The sequence below is a fragment of the Lysinibacillus sp. 10T31 genome, assembly GCF_056394365.1.
Genome location: NZ_JBFTHS010000041.1, coordinates 1 through 19,195, shown reverse-complemented (window position 1 = coordinate 19,195; position 19,195 = coordinate 1). Strand labels below are relative to the sequence as shown.

At 36.9% G+C, this 19,195-nt stretch carries 21 protein-coding genes; 7 read left to right on the top strand and 14 right to left on the bottom strand.

Translation table 11 applies throughout. The annotated features are described in order from the left end of the window. Positions 1–80: 80 nt before the first annotated feature. On the bottom strand, positions 81–857 hold the full coding sequence (locus tag AC1DCY_RS20190; RefSeq protein ID WP_477353094.1) for a sulfite exporter TauE/SafE family protein: 777 nt from the start codon (positions 855–857) through the stop codon (positions 81–83). A 148-nt stretch (positions 858–1,005) separates the two neighbouring features. Between AC1DCY_RS20190 and AC1DCY_RS20185 the strand changes: the two genes are divergently transcribed. Further along, a complete protein-coding gene (locus tag AC1DCY_RS20185) occupies positions 1,006–1,257 on the top strand; it encodes a hypothetical protein (RefSeq protein WP_477353092.1) in 252 nt (83 codons plus the stop codon). A gap of 75 nt (positions 1,258–1,332) precedes the next feature. Here AC1DCY_RS20185 and AC1DCY_RS20180 read toward each other — a convergent pair whose 3' ends face one another. The 8 genes from AC1DCY_RS20180 to AC1DCY_RS20145 form a co-directional block, all read right to left on the bottom strand. Next, entirely contained in the window at positions 1,333–1,965 is a 633-nt protein-coding gene (locus AC1DCY_RS20180) for a response regulator (RefSeq protein ID WP_477353090.1), read from the bottom strand. Then, positions 1,962–2,999 (bottom strand): PAS domain-containing sensor histidine kinase, encoded by a 1,038-nt coding sequence (locus AC1DCY_RS20175; protein WP_477353088.1) that lies wholly within the window; start codon positions 2,997–2,999, stop codon positions 1,962–1,964. The genes AC1DCY_RS20180 and AC1DCY_RS20175 overlap by 4 nt, the downstream gene beginning before the upstream one ends. A gap of 73 nt (positions 3,000–3,072) precedes the next feature. Then, on the bottom strand, positions 3,073–3,411 hold the full coding sequence (locus tag AC1DCY_RS20170) for a rhodanese-like domain-containing protein (RefSeq protein WP_477353086.1): 339 nt from the start codon (positions 3,409–3,411) through the stop codon (positions 3,073–3,075). Between the two features lie 181 nt (positions 3,412–3,592). Beyond that, on the bottom strand, positions 3,593–5,014 hold the full coding sequence (locus tag AC1DCY_RS20165; protein ID WP_477353084.1) for an MBL fold metallo-hydrolase: 1,422 nt from the start codon (positions 5,012–5,014) through the stop codon (positions 3,593–3,595). A gap of 20 nt (positions 5,015–5,034) precedes the next feature. After that, positions 5,035–5,598, bottom strand: a complete 564-nt coding sequence (locus tag AC1DCY_RS20160) for a helical membrane plugin domain-containing protein (RefSeq protein ID WP_477353082.1) — start codon at positions 5,596–5,598, stop codon at positions 5,035–5,037. A 25-nt stretch (positions 5,599–5,623) separates the two neighbouring features. Next, a complete protein-coding gene (locus AC1DCY_RS20155) occupies positions 5,624–6,817 on the bottom strand; it encodes an FAD/NAD(P)-binding oxidoreductase (RefSeq protein ID WP_460013762.1) in 1,194 nt (397 codons plus the stop codon). 251 nt (positions 6,818–7,068) lie between these two features. Further along, positions 7,069–8,712 (bottom strand): sensor histidine kinase, encoded by a 1,644-nt coding sequence (locus AC1DCY_RS20150; RefSeq protein ID WP_477353079.1) that lies wholly within the window; start codon positions 8,710–8,712, stop codon positions 7,069–7,071. Beyond that, positions 8,709–9,410, bottom strand: a complete 702-nt coding sequence (locus tag AC1DCY_RS20145) for a response regulator transcription factor (protein ID WP_477353077.1) — start codon at positions 9,408–9,410, stop codon at positions 8,709–8,711. Before AC1DCY_RS20145 ends, AC1DCY_RS20150 begins: the two co-directional genes overlap by 4 nt. Before the next feature lie 103 nt (positions 9,411–9,513). Here AC1DCY_RS20145 and AC1DCY_RS20140 point away from each other — a divergent pair, with 103 nt between their 5' ends. From AC1DCY_RS20140 to AC1DCY_RS20125, 4 genes are all read left to right on the top strand, one after another. Continuing rightward, entirely contained in the window at positions 9,514–10,686 is a 1,173-nt protein-coding gene (locus AC1DCY_RS20140) for a DUF418 domain-containing protein (protein WP_477353075.1), read from the top strand. A gap of 188 nt (positions 10,687–10,874) precedes the next feature. After that, positions 10,875–11,429, top strand: coding sequence for an SLOG family protein (locus AC1DCY_RS20135; RefSeq protein WP_477353074.1), 555 nt, complete (start codon positions 10,875–10,877; stop codon positions 11,427–11,429). Positions 11,430–11,583: 154 nt separating this feature from the next. Next, the gene (locus tag AC1DCY_RS20130) at positions 11,584–11,715 is read left to right on the top strand and encodes a hypothetical protein (RefSeq protein WP_477353072.1); all 132 of its coding nucleotides are present in this window, start codon (positions 11,584–11,586) and stop codon (positions 11,713–11,715) included. Between the two features lie 74 nt (positions 11,716–11,789). Then, positions 11,790–12,104, top strand: coding sequence for a hypothetical protein (locus AC1DCY_RS20125; RefSeq protein ID WP_477353070.1), 315 nt, complete (start codon positions 11,790–11,792; stop codon positions 12,102–12,104). 93 nt (positions 12,105–12,197) lie between these two features. On the opposite strand, the gene AC1DCY_RS20120 is transcribed toward AC1DCY_RS20125, so the two are convergent. The 3 genes from AC1DCY_RS20120 to AC1DCY_RS20110 all read right to left on the bottom strand — a co-directional run bounded on the left by AC1DCY_RS20120 (position 12,198) and on the right by AC1DCY_RS20110 (position 15,674). Further along, positions 12,198–13,526 (bottom strand): L-cystine transporter, encoded by a 1,329-nt coding sequence (locus tag AC1DCY_RS20120; protein ID WP_477353128.1) that lies wholly within the window; start codon positions 13,524–13,526, stop codon positions 12,198–12,200. Positions 13,527–13,858: 332 nt separating this feature from the next. Further along, complete coding sequence (locus AC1DCY_RS20115; protein ID WP_477353068.1) at positions 13,859–14,815, bottom strand: GGDEF domain-containing protein; 957 nt, start codon at positions 14,813–14,815, stop codon at positions 13,859–13,861. Next, the gene (locus AC1DCY_RS20110) at positions 14,775–15,674 is read right to left on the bottom strand and encodes an EAL domain-containing protein (RefSeq protein ID WP_477353067.1); all 900 of its coding nucleotides are present in this window, start codon (positions 15,672–15,674) and stop codon (positions 14,775–14,777) included. Before AC1DCY_RS20110 ends, AC1DCY_RS20115 begins: the two co-directional genes overlap by 41 nt. A gap of 353 nt (positions 15,675–16,027) precedes the next feature. Here AC1DCY_RS20110 and AC1DCY_RS20105 point away from each other — a divergent pair, with 353 nt between their 5' ends. Beyond that, entirely contained in the window at positions 16,028–17,188 is a 1,161-nt protein-coding gene (locus AC1DCY_RS20105; protein ID WP_477353065.1) for a PucR family transcriptional regulator, read from the top strand. Between the two features lie 102 nt (positions 17,189–17,290). Further along, positions 17,291–18,172, top strand: coding sequence for a DMT family transporter (locus AC1DCY_RS20100; RefSeq protein WP_477353063.1), 882 nt, complete (start codon positions 17,291–17,293; stop codon positions 18,170–18,172). 44 nt (positions 18,173–18,216) lie between these two features. Here AC1DCY_RS20100 and AC1DCY_RS20095 read toward each other — a convergent pair whose 3' ends face one another. Together AC1DCY_RS20095 and AC1DCY_RS20090 are read right to left on the bottom strand one after the other, a co-directional pair. Next, positions 18,217–18,786: a YitT family protein gene (locus AC1DCY_RS20095; protein WP_477353061.1), complete on the bottom strand. Its 570-nt coding sequence runs from the start codon at positions 18,784–18,786 to the stop codon at positions 18,217–18,219. A 153-nt stretch (positions 18,787–18,939) separates the two neighbouring features. Further along, positions 18,940–19,195, bottom strand: a 256-nt coding sequence (locus AC1DCY_RS20090; RefSeq protein ID WP_477353059.1) for a hypothetical protein, incomplete at its 5' end; no start/stop codon positions are given.

Genomic DNA, 19,195 nt, shown 5'->3' with positions numbered 1-19,195 from the left:
CATTATCCCCGCTACTAAAAAACTTATAATTATTAGCTTTTTCTCATGCGATTTATATGCAGCAGCCTTTTGTTTTTCCATCATAGTAAATCAACCCAAATTTTAATCGCTGTCGCTAAGATGAGTACGGCTAAAAAACTTTGCAAAATTTTTGTATTCATTTTTTTACCTATTTTTGCGCCAAGGGGAGCTGCAAGTAAACTTGCCACTATCATAATTACTGCAGAATAGTAATCGACTTGCCCTGTCATTAACTTTCCGATTGTTCCTCCGATCGATGAGATAAACGTAATGGCTAGGCTAGTTGCAATCGTCATACGCGTTGGAATACCGAGCACAACAAGCATTATCGGAACAAGTAAGAAACCACCTGCAGCACCAACAATCCCTGAACCAATCCCAACTATAAATGCTAAAATAGCTGCTAGCGGCTTGTTGAAGGTTACTTCATTCATTGGCTTATCATCAATTTGTTTCTTAGGAATAAACATCATCACAGCTGCAACCAAGGCTAAAATACCGTAGACGACAGTCACACTGTTTTCAGATAAAAACATTGACCCGTAGCTCCCAACAAAGCTACCAACTAAAATTGCTCCTCCCATATAAATAATGAGTGGCTTATTAAGATATCCACCTTTTCGATACGCCCAAACCCCTGCAATCGAAGCAAAAAACACTTGTACCGCACTAATACCTGAAACTTCATGTGCTGAAAATGCGACTAAGCCAAAAAGTGGCGGTATATATAGTAGCATTGGGTATTTAATGATTGAACCGCCTATCCCCAACATACCGGACACAAAAGATCCAACGAATCCAATCAGGAAAATCACAATTATAAATGTTATATCCACTGTGCTTGCATCTCCTTTTATTTATGTGCTTTCAGTATAGTCCTGCTACAATTTCAGACATATAGGGGTTTTCCACTATTAGCTTTACTCACTGTGACAATATTGAAAATTATTCCTAATAAATAAAAAAAGATCACTCATCTTTCAAGTGATCTTAGCTTGTCAGCAAAGTAATAATTATAAAAAAATGTATGTCCATCAATTTCACCTTGGCGTAAGTCGCTTTGCTTGCACTCTAGGGTCTCATCGAACGCCCCCAAGAAGCTTTGCTCTGCGCGAAGGCGTAGCGACAGCAACAACAAATGTTTTATCTGTGCGAAAGCGTAGCGACAGCAACAACAAATGTTTTATCTGTAGCGAAAGCGAAGCGGCAGCTACAAAACGCCTAGTCGGAACGTAAATCAGCCCCTCATTTTGCAGAAGAGCTATATATTTTACTTTACATATTGCACCAGTTTTCAACAGTAACAAGTTGTTACATATAGTTATTTGCAAGCCCATACTGAATAAGCTCAGCTTTATTACTTAAATCGAGCTTTTGCATAATATTCGATTTATGATTTTCAACCGTTTTACTACTAATATATAGCTGCCCAGCAATTTGGATATTCGTATACCCTAGAACTGTTAACCTCATTATCTCCTGCTCACGCACAGTTAAAATGCATTGATCTTCATGTCCTTTATGTTCAAATAATTTATCCATCTGCTCCTGCGGAATACCAACGTTGTAATATATGCGACCACTATATACAGCATGGATAGCCTCATAGAGAATTCCACCTTGACTATTTTTTAAAATATAGCCATGGGCTTCAACAGCAATCGCTTTTTGAATATAAGCAACTTCATTGTGCATTGTTAACATAATAATTTTCACGTTAGGCATTTGCTTATGAATTTCTTGAGTAGCCGTAAATCCATCTAACCCATTCGGAATGGATACGTCCATCAAAACGACATCTGGGTTTAATGATATTGCCTGAGTGATCGCCTCCGCTCCATCACCCGCTTCACCTACAACCTCTATATCTATATAATTTTCCAATAAAAGAACAATTCCTTTACGGATTAGCACATGATCATCTACTACTAAAACACGAATCATCTAAAGTCATCCTTCCAATTAGGTACTTGAATACTAATTTGTGTACCGTTATTGTGAGCTGAAGTAATATTAAAAAATCCGCCTAACAATGTAATTCTCTCCTCCATATGCTTTAAGCCAAGCCCTTCTTTTTTCACTTGCTGTAGATTAAATCCTACGCCATCATCTTCTATATTGAGCGTTAAATTTGTAGCTTTCTTTTCGAGCCGAATGACGACTTTAGAAGCTTTGGCATATTTAGTAATATTGTGTAAAGCCTCCTGTACGACGCGATAAATATTGATTTCCACAGATGGATGACAACGTTCTTCAAAATCTGTTTCTAACGATATAGCAATATCAGGATGTACCTTTTGCACTGAATCGACAAGGGTGCCTAATGTAGGTGTAATCCCTAACTGATCAATGCTATGAGGGCGAAGTTGATAAGAGTACAATTTAATATCATTCATTACTTGCTCTAGCTCATTGCGTACTTCTTCAATATACGTATTTAGCTTTTCATTGTCTTTGACATAAGATTCAATCGCTTGTAGTGCAACAGATACTGTATATAATGATTGGCCAACACCATCATGTAATTCCTGCGCAAGCCTTTTATGTTCTTCCTCTTTTGCCTCAATCAGCTTTTTAATAATAAGCTTTGAAATCCGGGCCTCTTCTTCCTTTAACTGAAGAGTCTGATCTCGCAATACAAGCAGAAACTCTTGCTCGTTGGTTTTACCGTCTGTGTACATCAATGCCGTGCTCATTTCAACATCTATCTTACTACCATGATACGTCGGCATTTTCGATAAAAAATAGGGAATCTCATTATGTTCTATTAAATAACATGTATGTTCGCTTGGAGACTTTTGACGGTTTTCACAAAATGAACAAAAGGGCACTCGATCTCCTAATTTCCATCCTGTTAACCGCTCCGCCGAGGGATTCATCATTAAAATCTCACGTTTGTGATTCATAATCATAATTCCATCTTGAATATATTGAAATATTTGCTGTAAATATAGCTGTTCTTTCTCCAATTTAAACACACTCCAGACTTAAAATTGAAAGCACAACAAGAATCAATGCATTCCTTTAAGTTACCAACCAGCATACTTTGCCCTATACTTTTTCTTCTATCAAGCTATAACTCTTAACTTCATGCCCTGCTTTCCGAATGATACGAACACTCATATTTTTTTCTAGCTGTGTTGATGCAATAATATGAAGGGGCTTTTTTGGTAGTTCATGTATGTGACGGACCAAATAGGAAATTGGTAAATTTAATGCATTTGGTGTAGGTGATTTGTAAGAATCATTATAATCACGTACATCCACTATCGCCGTTCCCGCATTTAACTCTCGCGGTAAACACTCCTGTATTTGACGTACCGGGACATGGCGTTTATAAATCATTCTACCAATAATAAGAAGGAATATACTCAAACTTGCAATAATCATTTTTTAACCCCTTTTAACGAGAAAAAAGGTTGTCTAAATCCATTTAGCTTTCACAGACGAGTCTCATAATCCATTTTGATTAAAAATAACGATTTCTACTTCTCATCTTCCAAAGTACTAAACAAAGAAAAATAGCAGACTAGGATTACTAGTATGCTATTTTTCTTTTAGAACAACCTCTTTAAATAAAACTTTCTTTTTTAGCCATTACCTCTTGTTGCCATGCCATGTAGCCGCCCGTTAAATTTACAATGTTATGAATGCCATTTGCTCTCAGTACACTTACAGCAATTGCAGAACGAGCGCCACCTTGGCATTGTACAACAATTTTTTTATCTGTTTGCAATTCATCTAAACGTTTAGATAATGTACCAACCATAATATGCTGAGCGTTTTCAATATGCCCCGCATCATATTCTGTTTGATTGCGCACATCAAGCACATGAACTTGTTCACTTTCAATTAATGATTTCGCTTCTAAAGGCGTTATATTTTCATAACTTTCTAGAGAAGTAGCCTCTTCCAAAACTTTCGTTACATCCCCATAACCAACAACATTGTCGATACCTATAGAACGTAAAGCTATTAAAATATTATCTAGTTGCGAAAGATTAACTAGTAAATATAATGGTTTTGTATAATCTACTAGCCAACCAGCCCAATTTGTCAATGAATTATTGTAAGGAATGTTTAGTGTACCAGCGATAAATCCTTGTGAGAAATCTTCCGCTGGACGTGTATCAATAACTTGCTTTCCATCTGCAAGAAGTTGAACAATTTCTTCATAGCTTGACACGGCCTTCACCGGCGGTAAGTTTTTAATAAGCTCTATCCCTACTTTATTGACACGCTTCATAACAGCGAAATAATAAGGAGGCTCCGGTTGACCATCTAGTAACGCGTCAATAAATTTTTGCTCATCATCAAATTGCATAGCCCAGTTGAATTGCTTCTCATACCCAACTGTTGAGGACGGCACAGCTCCTAATGCTTTACCGCAAGCACTACCTGCTCCATGAGCCGGCCAAAGCTGCATGTAATCTGGTAAATCCTTAAAGCGTTCTAATGATTTAAACATTGCTTTTGCGCCAGATAGTGATGTACCCTGAATCCCAGCAGCTTTTTCTAATAAATCAGGGCGTCCAATATCACCTACAAAGACAAAGTCACCCGTAAAAATTCCCATTGGTTTATCTGCTACGCCGCCACGATCCGTTAATAAGAAGGAGATACTTTCAGGCGTATGCCCAGGTGTGTGCATAACTTTAAAGATAAGATTACCTATACTAAATTCATCACCATCTTTTAATAATTGATGAGGAATACCTTCCAGATTTTGATACTTCCAATCAGCATCCCCTTCATCGGAAATATACATTTTTGTTCCAACACGGTCTGCTAACTCACGAGACCCCGCTACAAAATCAGCATGGATATGCGTTTCTAATGCGCCAACAATTTGCATCTTCTCTTTTTCTGCTAATGCAAGATAGGGTTCAATATTACGCATCGGATCAACGATAACCATTTCTCCCTTCGCCTGACATCCCACAACATAAGAAGCGTGTGCTAATTTTTCATCGTAAAAATATCGTAATAGCATGTTTAAACTCCCCTTTATACTCAATTTTTTTCTTTTAAAATATCTAATGCCGATTGGACATAATTCAGTGTTTTTTGAACAGCAGGATCTTTCAGCCATTTAACAATTGAAAAAACATTAATATGCTGAGGCTTTTCTTCTGCTCTTTGCTGTACCATTTTTAAGAAATCCAAACCTGTCTTTCCTTTTTCAACATACGGATCGATATAGCTCTTTAAATTATTCAATGTATATTCTGTCGTTTGTTTATCCTGAAGTACTGCTTTTCCAAAATCAACGATGTTTTCTAACTGATGAATGATTTGAACAAGCTTTGGCAATTTCTCTATAAGCTGTACAATAGCTGTTATCGTTTCTGAGCCTACATTATAAGTAGTGACAAATCGTTCGTATCGATCTATTGTCTTTTCATCCGTCAGTACTGCTTTTCCAAAATCCACAACATTTTCAGCTGAATCTATCGTTTGCTCTACATTCGGTAATTTATCCAACAATCGCTGTAAAGAGTGCCGAACTTCTGGTTTCTCAAGCAATTCGATTATTTGATATAATTCTTCGCTCATACTTACCGTTGCATTAGCCATACTTGTCGCCTCCCTTCATTTGTAATTACATTGTTCCTTTCAACATGCCATCCCAGTACATGACAGGCAGTAAATCCTTTTTCATGAAATACATACTGGATCTTTCCACAGCCTGGTTAAAAGGCATAGATTCGACAGGCTCTTTATTGTAATCAAACTCAGCTAATATCAGTTTGTTGTAGCCTGTTACAATCGGGCAAGAAGAGTAGCCATTATACATTTGTGTCATTGGCTGTTGTCGCATTAAAGAAATAAGATTTTGTGCAACAACGGGCGCTTGCTTGCGTATAGCTGCACCTGTTTTGGAAGTTGGGAGATTGGCATTGTCACCTATTCCAAACACATTGCTATACTTTTTATGTTGCAAAGTAAATTTGTCGACATCTACCCAGCCACATTCGTCTGCTAATGCACTTGTCCGAATAAATTCAGGTGAACACATATATGGTGTCACATGAATCATGTCGTATTTAATTTCTTCTAATATGCCCGTATCTAAATTTTCAAAGATAGCTATTTTTTCATCCGCCTTAATTTCAATCAAATTACGACGGAATCGTGCATCAATATTTTTCCGCTCAATTACCTTTTCAAGTGCTTCTCGATATTTTAAAACATCGAAAATCGCTGGATTGGCAGAACCAAAAATAACGTTAATATTGTCACGAACATTGACGTTATTAAAATAGTCCTCTGCTAAATGCATAATTTTTTGTGGAGCACCGCCACATTTTACTGGAGAGTTCGGATGTGTAAATAATGCCGTTCCCTCCTTAAAATTACGGATCGTTTCCCACGTATAATCCACATGCTTAAATGAGTAATTACTGCATACACTTTTAGTCCCAAGTGCTTCTTCTAGCCCTTTAATAGCACCCCAGTTAATCTCTATCCCACCGGCGACTACTAAAAAATCATACGTGTATGTTGTACCCTCTTGTGTTAGAACCTGGTTTTGATTGGGATCAAAACTACTAACAGCTTCTTTTAACCAAACAGCTCCTTTAGGAATAACGGACCTCATTTCACGCTCAGAGTCCCATTTATTTGCTGCACCACCTCCCACCAATGTCCAGAGTGGTTGATAATAATGTTTTTTTGCAGGATCTATGATGGCAATCTCCCCTTGAAGCGAATGAGATTGACGAAGTAAACGTGCAGCTACTGAAATGCCAGCAGTTCCTCCTCCAACGATGACTACTTTAAAAGAAGTCTTCATGTGTATATCCTCCTTATCATGCTGTCTTTCGTATACAACTTTTACACCTTAATAATAGGTATAAGAGAGAGCTGTTTATATAGGGGTAATCCCCTAAAAAATTACATCCCAATACTCAAATAGCACAAAAAGGCAGTACAAGGTGAATGTTTCATCACTTGTACTGCCCAAATTAACTTTTCTTTACTTTATCAATCAAAAACTAGCTCATTATCATAACGTGGGGTTGATTCTTTGAGGCCAAAAAACTACTACTTACATTTAAACTTCAAGATAAAGACTGTACCTTCGGCTCCTGATTGGACACTAATGGTACCATTGTGTAAATCAATTAACTGCTTAGTAATAGCCAATCCTAAACCTGTACCCGCCGTATCATCCGTAGTATTAGTACCTCGATAATATCGCTCAAAGAGGTTATCGAGCTCCTCTTGAGGAATTCCAGGACCTTGGTCGGCGATTGTCAGGATAATCTCCTGGCCCATATTTTGCGCCTCTACGTTCACCTTTGTACCGTTAGGAGTATATTTTTTAGCATTGGTTATTAGATTATCTAAAATGCGCTTTAATAAAAGCTCGTCCGCTTCAAGCATGACATCCCCATAAACCTTTACAGACACTTGCTCATCTGCAAATTGAGGTAACCATACATTGAGTGGTAACAGCACTTTTTCAAGCTGTATCGCTTTATTTTTTAATTGGTACGTATATGTTAAGTCTTGTATAAGAGCATCCATATACGTCGCCTTCTCTTGCATTGTAGTTGCGAAGACGCGCATTTCTTCCTTTGTCCACTCATAGTCCTCAGAAGCAAGCATTGTTGAATAACCATAAATTGAGCTTAACGGTGTCTTTAAATCGTGGGATAAGCCAGTTATCCATTCCTCACGTAATCGCTCTGCATGCTTAATCTGCCTTTCATTGGAGAAAAGGCGTTTTGATAAATTATTAATCGATTCATCAACTGGCTGAAATAATTTAAATTTCCTCTTTAATTTCCCTGTCTCCCGATGATGGATACTTTTATCTCTTACTTTACTATAGTCAAACTGCGTTAGTCGCTCAATACGAGATATGACATAAACAAGCGGACGAACAAATTGACGGGAAATGCTAATCGATAAAAAGACGATCCCTAATAACAATATAATATGACCACCAAAGAAGATGGAAACAAATAAAATCATCGCTTTATTAAAAGGCTCGTCAAATGGCTTATATGATGGGTTGGGCATACGTACAACTAGTGTAGAGCCATCTTCTAAAGAAACATTTCGCGAAAGCTCTTTATACTCAAAAATATCGTAGTTCTCTTCCAGCAATTGAGGCTTATAGAGCTTTTTATGGCGCTCACCAATGACTTCTACACGATCCCACTGCTCATTATAGATTTCAACAGAGGCCTTCTTATCCTGTAAAAGTTGGAGCAGTTCTGAGGAAATCTCCCCTTTCCCCTTCCAATCCTGCACTACTTCCTCAAAAAGCGGTTGAACAGGTAAAGCCGGGAGAAATAACAAATGGTATTTAGGAATCTCCCACGTGTGCATTCCTGGCCGTTTAAGAGCCATTATTTCGTTATCTGTCATACTACATAGTTCACATGTATCTCCCGTGTAATCAACAATGTCCATCGAATTATTGAACAAATATAATTGCCCTAAGTTCTCCTTAGCTCGCTTCACTAAATAATCAGCAATCTTAATAGATTCTCCTTTTTCTACGACAGCATCATCTTTAATTTCAGAGGAACTCATTATATGAATATCGTCACCGACATGGCGATTGATAAAGATTGCAAAAAGCACCAAGCTTATAATAAAGCCTGTAATAATTAGTAAATAAAAAACGACGAAATAAGATACAAAACGAAGCGTTAATCTTCTAGCCGGCTTCATGAATGAACATCCCCAACAAGTTTATATCCGATACCCCTTACAGTAATAATGCAGGTTGGTTTACCTGGATTCTTTTCTATTTTTTCTCGCAGTTTTCGAATATGAACCATCACAGTATTATCATCAAACAAACAGTCACCCCATACGCGCTCGTAAATTTGCTCCTTCGATAATACTTGCCCTGCATTTTCACATAAAAATTTCAATAAATAAAATAACCTACCGCTAATAATTTCCTTTGTACCATTTACAGTCACCTCTGCTGCATCGATATCGAATGTAAATCGACTGCATGAAAATAAATGACTGCCCGGAACATCTTTTTTCTTCATATATCTCATAAGCTGGACCTTCACCCTCGCAACAAGCTCAAGTGGATTAAATGGCTTCGTAATATAATCGTCTGCCCCGTTCATAAAACCACGAAGCTTATCTGCATCACTACCTTTTGCAGTTAAAAAGAATATAGGTGCTTCACTTTGCTCTCGAATCATATTCGCCATATCAAGTCCGCTACCATCCGGGAGCATAATATCTAATAGATAAAAATCAAAAACTCTCGTTCCTATTTTCTTTTTTGCTTCTTGAACAGTGTCGCAGAGTGTAATGTTTAAAAATCCTTCTTTTCTTAAGATAATTTCAATCATTTCTGCAATTGCACGTTCATCCTCTAATACTAAAATTGACGCATCTTGCATGCTATCACCTTCTTTTAAGATTACTTTAAGGTAGCCATCATTTCACCATAAGCTTTCCAAACTACACTATGTATAAGATAACCAAATAAGGAGATAAAACGCAATGACAACTAACCGTGTTACCTTCATAGATACAATGCGTGGATTTAGTTTATTCGGCATCTTAATGGCAAATCTGTTGATTTTCCAATTTGGTATGTATGGCAAAGATGAACTAAAAGATCTATCCGCCCTCGATAATGGAGCCTGGTATTTTGTAAAAATCTTTATAGAAGGATCATTTATGCCAATCTTCACCATTTTATTCGGCTTCTCTCTTATTAAACTTATAGAGTCTATTCGTAGAAAAAAAGATAAGAGTCGATGGTCCATTTTACGTCGTGCAACAGGGCTAATCGCCTTAGGTTTACTACATTCAATGTTTTTATGGGAAGGCGATATTTTATTTTCCTACGGCTTTATGATCTTGTTTTTAATCCCATTTATTAATCGTAAACCGAAAACTTTATTCATTTGGGCTGGTACCTTCTTAGTACTTATTACCAGCTTATCATTTGGTTCCACTGAAGAAACTAAAAAAGAACAGCAAGAAATAGCTTCCTATGTAGAGAAGGCCGACAATATATACGCTAACGGAAGCTACTCAGACATTTACGATTTCCGTGCAAATGATCTACCTCCGGGCATGGATGATGCAGGCTTAGTCTTTTTCTTATTAATTTTCCTTGCACCAATGTATACCACTTCATTGACCCTTTTCGGCATGGGTCTCGCTAAAAAGCAAGCTTTTGTGAATATGGAAGACGAAAAGAAATGGTATAAGCTCGGCGCTCTGCTTGTTCCAATAGGGCTAGCTTTAAAGAGTCTGAGTTTTATAGAAAGCAATTTTTCTGGCATGTTGCTAACCGGAGGCTCTGAGTTATTAGCAGTTGGCTATGTCTGCCTTGCAGCTTTAATATATAAAACTCGCTCAGTACAACGTCTCGCTCCTGCCTTCGAGAGTGTCGGTAAACTATCATTAACTAATTATCTAATGCAAACCATTATTTGTACAACAGTATTTTATGGATATGGCCTAGGTTTATACGGCAAGCTCGGCGTATTTGGCGGTATTTTATTCGGAATCGTCGTGTATAGCTTGCAATGTATTTTCAGCCTGGCCTATTTCAAGAAATTTAAACGCGGACCATTCGAAACTATACTGCGTGTTTGGACGAATTGGTCTTGGAACGGACAGATTAAAATAAAACAGAAAGGAAGTACTTTACATGAATAGTGACTCCAAAGAGGACTTTACAGATACATGGTGGTTCTTAGGAATCTGTACTGCTGTAGCTGTAGTTTTAACACTATTTGCTTTTTAGTAAAACAAGCAACTTTACAACAACATATTCGAATTCGTTTTCACTTGCCCCCTACTGTATACTATGACTACACATACTATACAGCTTAGGGGGCGTTTTTTTGCTACAGCGAATTATTATTACTGGCTATAGACCACATGAATTAGGCATCTTTAATGACAAGCACCCTGGCATTGCCATCATAAAAAAAGCACTCGAAAACCGTCTACGCATATTAATCGATGAAGGTTTAGAATGGGTGATTATTAGTGGTCAGCAAGGTGTAGAAACATGGGGTGCTGAGGTTATTCTTACGTTAAAAAATGAATTTCCTCATTTAAAATATGCTGTTATCACACCTTTTCTAGAGCAGGAGAAAAATTGGCAGGAACATAAAAAAGAAAAATATCAGACATTAGTAGCTCAAGCAGACTTTGTAACGAGTGTAACGAAAAAGCCATACGAGGCTCCGTGGCAATTTATTGAAAAAGACAAATTCATTATACAAAATACAGATGGTCTGCTGCTAATTTATGATGAAGAAAATGAAGGCTCCCCGAAATATATGAAACGTCTAGCAGAAAAATATATGGAAACACATGAATATACACTTTTAATGATTACCGCTTATGATTTACAAGTAGTGGCAGAAGAAATACAGCAACAAGATTGGTAGGGAAAATATTGCTATAATTTTCTGATAATTATATACTGGAATAAATAAGTTTAACTTTATTAATCATAAAACTCGTCACCTAAAGTTAGGATGATATTTGTTAAACGGAATTCCATTTTATATAAGTTGATTGGAGTGGAGACTGGGCGACTCCTTGGGGATCAGCGTCACAGATGAGACCCTGGAGCGAGCAGCGCGAGTGAAGCGGCTCATCGGACGCCCCCAGGAAAGCGCCCAGTCGGAACGGAAATCAACCACACGCCATTGTGATGACCCTAAGAATTAGGTCAATACTTTTTAAAAAATTCACGTCTTCTTTTCTACCCTTTGGTGCTAATTTCTGAAAGGAGCTGCTAATATTTGAGTAAAAAAATCGAAATGGTTCTTGAGTCGTCGCCGGTGAATGTTTCTCATGATACGTACCGCAGAGAGTGCAGATATACACGTGGGATTCATATTGAAGAACAAGAGTTTAAAGCAATTTTGGATGCAATGTGCCATGATTCTCGCTTGTATTTTGATTTCCATAATCCACGCAGAGAGATTAAAAAGGGAACATATTTAAATGGACATTCTGGATTAGCGCATAGTATTTATAATTACTATAAAACAAATCACAACCTTGAACTGACCGAGATTATAAATGGTAAAGATTTTTATGTAAAAATAAAATAAATTGATTTCATAAAGTGGGCTGTTTCTTACATAACAACTCACTTTTTATTTTCAATAAAAAAACTACCCTCTATAGAGAGTAGCTCTGTCTTTTTATAAATCTGATACTTGAGCACCTAATTCTTTATTATTGTACATTTCAGTGTCCAATTCTTTTGTAATACGAGCTGTTGCTACACCTGCAGTCATTGAACCACTTACATTAAGTGCAGTACGGCCCATGTCAATTAACGGCTCAACAGAGATTAATATACCCGCAAGTGCAATCGGTAAATCAAGTGCTGATAATACAAGAATTGCTGCGAATGTCGCACCACCACCAACACCAGCTACACCAAATGAGCTGACAGCTACAACTGCAATAACAGTAATGATAAACACTGGATCAAGTGGATTAATCCCAACTGTCGGTGCAATCATAATTGCTAGCATTGCAGGATAAACACCAGCACAGCCATTTTGACCAATAGATAGACCAAATGAGCCTGAGAAGTTTGCAATACCCTCAGGTACACCAAGACGACCCGTTTGTGTTTTAATGTTCATTGGTAAAGCACCTGCACTTGAACGTGAAGTGAAGGCAAACAATAATGTTTCCGCAGTTTTCTTTAAGTACGTAAATGGATTTAAACCACTTAAAGTAAGAATTAGTAAGTGTACTATAAACACGATAATTAACGCTACATAAGACGCAACAACAAACTTACCTAGATTATAGATTGCCCCGAAATCAGATGTCGCAACTGTACGTGCCATAATTGCTAAAATACCATATGGTGTTAAACGTAAGACAATGGTTACAACGCCCATTACTAATGCATAGATGGCATCCAAGCCCTTTTTAATAGTAGCTGCAGTGTCTCCATCCTTACGTGCTACACGTAAGTAAGCAAAACCTAAGAACGCTGAAAAAATTACAACAGCAATTGTTGATGTAGAACGAGCACCTGTTAAATCTAAGAATGGGTTTGCTGGGAATAACTCAATAATTTGAGTTGGTAAATCCGGCGCAGTTAATCCAGAAGTTTTTTCCTCTAAATACGCTCCACGCTCTGCCTCTGCAGCACCTTGCATAATATGTGAAGCATCTAAATGAAAGACTGTTGCTGAAAAAATACCAACAGCAGCTGATACAGCAGTTGTACCGATTAAAATGGCTAAAATAAGAGCTGCCATTCTTCCGAAGTTTTTACCAACCTTCATTTTCGTAAAGGCTATTAAGATGGAAATAAAAATTAATGGCATCGCAACCATTTGTAGTAATTTAACATAGCCAGTACCAATAATATTGTACCAACTTGTTGTTTTAGCTAACACATCAGAATCAATACCATATATTAAATGTAGTCCAAGACCAAGTACAATACCTAAGCCTAGAGCTGTAAATACACGATTTGAAAACTTAACGTGCTTTTTATTCATAAAATATAAAATTCCAACGAATACCAGCAAAACAGCAACGTTAAGAATAATTTGTAATGTAGACAATAGAAAGCCTCCTAAGAAGTTTAATTATAATGTAAATCGAATTATATACCTATAATCCCTATAATTCAAGTATGTTTTATTTAGATTAATAATTTCCTAATGTAAAGCGGCTTATTTCTTTTGATTATGCCCTAAAAACCAAATTTAATAATAAATGCGGTTATTGACTATTCCACGACAGCAACTATGTGCATCTTCTCCGCGGAAAGCGTCCATAATGAAAAAAAGACTGTGGGCGAGCTTGCCCACAGTCTCACCTACTTCGTTTAATGAACGAGGTAGGTTTCTTTTCCACTGTCATTAATGAGGTAACAGCTTCCTGAAATTTTTTTACATTGTTTTTTCACACGTGTCACCGCATCTGACAATTGCTCAACAGATTCAAATTGTTGATATTGATTAGTAATAACCGCAATGGATAGCGTAGTACAAGATAAAGGCTCTAATTTACCAACTCTATTTTGAACTTGTAAGTATGTTAAATCCTCTACATCATAAAAGCTTAAAATAAATGCATCAAAGTCATCAATAATTCTTTGACAGATCGCGGCAGCCTCATAATGCGGAAGAATCGCAACGAAATCGTCTCCACCAATATGTCCTAAAAAATCTTCTGTACCCACTATATTTCTTTTCAAAATATCTGTTAAATACAGTAAAATTTTATCCCCTTTATTAAAACCGTAAGTGTCATTGTATGATTTAAAGTGATCTAAATCAAAATATATTAAACTATATTTTGATAGTTGTAATGCTTCTTCTAGTTTTTCATCAATTAATTTATTCCCCGGAAGACTACTTAATGGATTCAAAAAGCTAGCAATTGCTACTTGTGTGTCTACAAGCTTTAACAGTAGTTCCCGAATACTTACTACACCATAATATAAGTCATTCCTTGTTACAACCACATCATCATATAAGTCCTCTGGAGGTCTAGACATCGCTAACGTACTGACTTCTGTTATAGGTATATTGCGGTCTACAATTAAAGGATTTTCTTTCATAATAAGCTGATTATGCCGACCCATAAATAAATTATAGCCATAGCGTGTACCAATTTTTTGATAGAAATGTGTACGTGTAATATGCCCAATTGGTTTGTCATCTCGAACAACGACAACACTACGTAATGATGGATTACTTGTAAAAAGCATATCCACCTCTTGATTTTTCACAAATTCATCAATACAAGGAACATTTTCTATGACTTCCCCTATCTTCATGGTCATCCATCCTTATTTTCCCCAAATGTATTTCCTTTGCGGGTTTCCCTATCGCATAACCTTGTGCGTAGTGGATTCCAATATTACGTAAATAATGAAGCTCTTCCTGGCGTTCAATACCCTCTGCAATAATTTTTGTCTCTGCCTGCTCACCGTAGTCCATCAACAATGTAACAAGCTGCTGTTGCTCGCTGTTTTTATCAATAAATTGTATTAAAGAACGGTCTAGTTTAATAAATTCTGGCTTTAAGTAAATAAGAGTTTTCAAGCTATTATAGCCTGAACCTACATCATCCACCGCAATTCGATAGCCCTGTGATCGATAATGTGATAATACACGTTCAAACTCTTCAAAATCTACCACTGCACTACGTTCAGTTAGCTCAAACACAACCTGCTGTGGTTTTATACCAAGCTCCTTTAATAGTTGCAAGGTTTCACCGCTATGATAGCTCTTATCTAGTAAAACGTTAGGATGTATATTGACAAATACTAAAAAATCTCTGTTCACCCATTCTCCGTGTAATCGTTCTTTGAAACGTTGTAATGAAAGATTACGACAAAAGCATTCAAATAAAAATACGCAGTCTGTTTGCCCAACAAATTCATAAAACTGATCGACACTATGAAACAATTCTGAAGGCTCTGGACGATTCAGTGCCTCAAAACCAACCGTTTGACTCGTCTGTAAATCGACGATAGGCTGAAAATAAGTATGTAAATTCTTGTCCTGAATAATTTGCTTCAATGCTTTTAAACGTTTTATATAGAGAGTATTGTTTTGATGCTGCCCATATAAATACTTTAAATAAGAAAATAAATTACTTGTTTTTATGCTTTGTCTCACAACAGACTCCATTATCGCACCTCTTAAATCGGTTATTATGATCTATTGTACGCTTTCAATGTAAAAGCACTGTGAATTTCATGTAAAAACAGGTGTCTCTAGCACTAGATTTCCTTGTATAAAGTTATAAAAATAATCTCTTTTGATTATTTGATAGAGTAGTATAAATTAAGGATGTGGAGAAGGCAGTTCGAGCAAAGGTTGATGGGGATCTGGGGGTTTGTAACGTTTTATCAGCGATGTCGGATGATTTGTCAGCGATTCCGCATTACCTTATGTCAGCGATACTAATAGTATTTTACTGACAAGTACTTTTATAATAAGTAATAGAAGCTCAATCACAAGAAAGGTTGTTATATATCCTAATGAACGTAGAGAACTTTTTACAACTGCCTATTACAAAAGATTTTACAGTCGTTGCCGGCCGCAATGGTTTACATAAACCCGTTCAAAATGTGGAAATTCTAGACTTTGAATTTTCACCTGATATTCAAACTGTGAGAGAAACGATTTTCACACCGAATAGTGTTGTTTTAAGCAGTTTATTATTCGCAAAGCAAAAGCCAGAATATTTATGGAATGCCGTGAAAAGCCTTATTGAGCTAGGGGCAAGCGCTCTAGCTTATAAACCTGTCATCTATGAGGATTTACCTGAGGAAGTGCTAGCATATGCAGATGAACTAAATTTCCCGATATTGCGATTTGGCGGTGATGAATTTTTTGAAAAGATTATTCTAGAAACGATGGCCTATGCAAAAACACAGGATTATTCGTTCTTTTTAGATACGATTATGCGACGTCTCATGGAGGAAGAAGTAACTGATGAACAAATAAAGTCTATTTTACAGCAAATCAATAAGCCCTTTGAAAAATATGTATTTGTTGCTAATATTCAAACGCAAGATTATGCAAATAGTCAATGGATGCAATCGCTTTTTCAACTAGAGCCTCTATTGAAATCAGGGATGATTTGTAGCTATAAAAAGAGCCTCTTTATTGTAATGACTCATCCATCACAGCAATTCCAATTTGAAAAACTCCTCAAAGAATGGTTAACGTTGTATGCAATCTCGATGGATTCAATGATCATTGGCTATAGTCGTTGTCATGTCACACAAACAGAATTCCCTATTGCTGTTCGTGAAGCCTTTTATGCACGCATCATGGCTGAAATTGAAGCGGCTCCTATATGTCATTATGAGAACCTTGCTTCCGATTCGTTATTAATTGAATTGCATCGTAAAGACGCTAAATTTGCTATGGACTATGTAAATAGCTATCTTGGTCCCCTATTTGAGGAAAAGGTTGATCGGGATTTAATGAAAACAGCAATCACCTATGTCGTAAAACAAGGAAATATTAAAGAAGTAGCCGTTGCTCATTTCTGTCATCCAAACACAATCCGTTATCGTATGTCAAAAATACGTCAGCTAGTAGCACCTTTAGAAAATGATTATGTTTTTTATGAGCGTATAGCTGCAGCCGTTAAATTGTACTTATTACATAGCAAAACGAATGGTGAATGACAGCTTTGGAATAAGTACAAAAAAACGCCTGAATTTTTAGAATTAAAATCAAACTATTTTCTCCCATCTCATGCTATTCTATTGAAGTTAGGAGGAAGAATGATGAAACAATACATAGCTGATGGTATGCTATTAGTCACTGCAATCGTTTGGGGTAGCGGTTTTGTCATAACGGCTATTGCATTAGAATATTTAACAGCCTATCAAGTAATGGCAGGTAGATTCTTATTAGCTTCTATTATACTGACAGTCTTATTTGGCTATAAATTAAAAAAAGCTTCGAAATCAGTTATCTGGAAAGGTATTTTATTAGGAAGCATTTTGTATATTGCCTTTGCCCTTCAGACAGTAGGGTTACAATATACAACACCATCTAAAAATGCATTTTTAACCGCTGTCAATGTCATTATTGTCCCGTTAATTGCGTTTGCGGTTTACAAGCGTCGTATAGATGGCTATGAGATTATCGGTTCGATTATAGCTATTGCTGGTATTGGTTTTTTATCTTTGCAAGGCTCGCTAACAATGAATATCGGTGATGCGCTTTCCTTAGCATGTGCTGTTGCCTTCGCTTTCGATATTTTTTGTACGAACCTTTTTGTACAAAAGGAAGATGCCATTGCTCTGACGATTATACAATTTATCACAGCATCTTTTTTAGGTGTTTTGGTCGTAGTCAGTCAAGGCGATATCCCAACTACTCTTGAAAAAGAAGCAATCTATTCAATCGTTTATTTAGCCATTTTTTCAACTACTCTTGCCTATCTTTTTCAAAATATTGCGAATCAATATACATCTGCTACAAAGGCAGCTATTATTCTGTCTACAGAATCCTTCTTCGGCATGATACTATCCGTTATATTCTTACATGAAGTATTAACGAGTCGTATGGTTGTAGGGGCTGTAATGATTTTACTCGCCATATTAATTGCAGAAGTAAAGCCAGCACATCCTAAAAAACGAATGATGAAGAGCTCAAGATAACGAATTTCAAAATAGTTTCAGTCCTATACTGAAGCTATTTTTTATTAAACACGGCTAGTCATGATACTTGTAGTAATTCCTGCTACCAAAATTGTAATAATAGAAAGCAATAATGTACTAGAAGATAAAAGCAGTCCCCCTATGACGATGACGATTGAATCTATCATAAAAATAAGCATCCCGACATTAATTCCGGTTTTATCACTTAAAAATTGTGCAATCAAATCTGTACCACCAGTGCTTGTCTGAAATCTAAGCATCAAACCAACACCAAAACCCATAAGCACCCCTCCAAATACGGCGCTATAGATGGCATCTACATGAATAAGATTTCGGAAAGGCTTGAGTAAATCGATACTAAGAGAATAGGCGAATAATCCATGTATACTATTGTAAAAATACGCTCTGTATTTATACCAAGAAATAACAAAGATTGGAATACTAATAATGATGATCATTAAACCTATTTTAAGCTTATATATATAGTGTAAAATAAGCGCTATCCCTACAACGCCCCCATCTAAAATTTGATAGGGTGTTAAGAATAAATTAATTCCTAATGCTAGCGCGGCACTTCCTATAAGAATGACCAAGCCTTTCGTAACAAAATACATACAACACCCCTCCGAGACTTGCATGTTTTTATAGTATGAAAAAATCGATTTGAACATGTTATTGTTCACGTCTGTCGGTGTAATAGTATTAATATTTTTTATCGAGCTTGGTCGCTAAATTTCTCTATAAATTGTGTGAATACAAAAAATGGATCAAACGTGTGGTTGATTTCCGTTCCGACTTGGCGCTTTGTTGCTGCCGCTTCGCTTTCGCACAGATAAAACATTTGCCGCTGACGCTTCGCTTTCGCACAGAGCAAAGCTTCCTGGGGGCGTCCGATGAGCCGCTTCACTCGCGATGCTCGCTCCAGGGTCTCGGGCCAACACGATGTTGGTCACGAAGGCGTTATCACAGGATGTGATGATTTTAGCCTTCGTTCCTCTATCGCTAATCCCCAAGGAGTCGCCC

Excerpts from the sequence above, each read along its gene's own strand:
- AC1DCY_RS20180 (WP_477353090.1), bottom strand. The coding sequence starts at position 1,965 with ATGATTCGTGTTTTAGTAGTAGATGATCATGTGCTAATCCGTAAAGGA.
- AC1DCY_RS20170 (WP_477353086.1), bottom strand. The coding sequence starts at position 3,411 with ATGATTATTGCAAGTTTGAGTATATTCCTTCTTATTATTGGTAGAATG.
- AC1DCY_RS20165 (WP_477353084.1), bottom strand. The coding sequence starts at position 5,014 with ATGCTATTACGATATTTTTACGATGAAAAATTAGCACACGCTTCTTAT.
- AC1DCY_RS20160 (WP_477353082.1), bottom strand. The coding sequence starts at position 5,598 with ATGGCTAATGCAACGGTAAGTATGAGCGAAGAATTATATCAAATAATC.
- AC1DCY_RS20155 (WP_460013762.1), bottom strand. The coding sequence starts at position 6,817 with ATGAAGACTTCTTTTAAAGTAGTCATCGTTGGAGGAGGAACTGCTGGC.
- AC1DCY_RS20150 (WP_477353079.1), bottom strand. The coding sequence starts at position 8,712 with ATGAAGCCGGCTAGAAGATTAACGCTTCGTTTTGTATCTTATTTCGTC.
- AC1DCY_RS20145 (WP_477353077.1), bottom strand. The coding sequence starts at position 9,410 with ATGCAAGATGCGTCAATTTTAGTATTAGAGGATGAACGTGCAATTGCA.
- AC1DCY_RS20140 (WP_477353075.1), top strand. The coding sequence starts at position 9,514 with ATGACAACTAACCGTGTTACCTTCATAGATACAATGCGTGGATTTAGT.
- AC1DCY_RS20120 (WP_477353128.1), bottom strand. The coding sequence starts at position 13,526 with ATGAATAAAAAGCACGTTAAGTTTTCAAATCGTGTATTTACAGCTCTA.
- AC1DCY_RS20115 (WP_477353068.1), bottom strand. The coding sequence starts at position 14,815 with ATGAAGATAGGGGAAGTCATAGAAAATGTTCCTTGTATTGATGAATTT.
- AC1DCY_RS20110 (WP_477353067.1), bottom strand. The coding sequence starts at position 15,674 with ATGGAGTCTGTTGTGAGACAAAGCATAAAAACAAGTAATTTATTTTCT.
- AC1DCY_RS20105 (WP_477353065.1), top strand. The coding sequence starts at position 16,028 with ATGAACGTAGAGAACTTTTTACAACTGCCTATTACAAAAGATTTTACA.
- AC1DCY_RS20100 (WP_477353063.1), top strand. The coding sequence starts at position 17,291 with ATGAAACAATACATAGCTGATGGTATGCTATTAGTCACTGCAATCGTT.
- AC1DCY_RS20095 (WP_477353061.1), bottom strand. The coding sequence starts at position 18,786 with ATGTATTTTGTTACGAAAGGCTTGGTCATTCTTATAGGAAGTGCCGCG.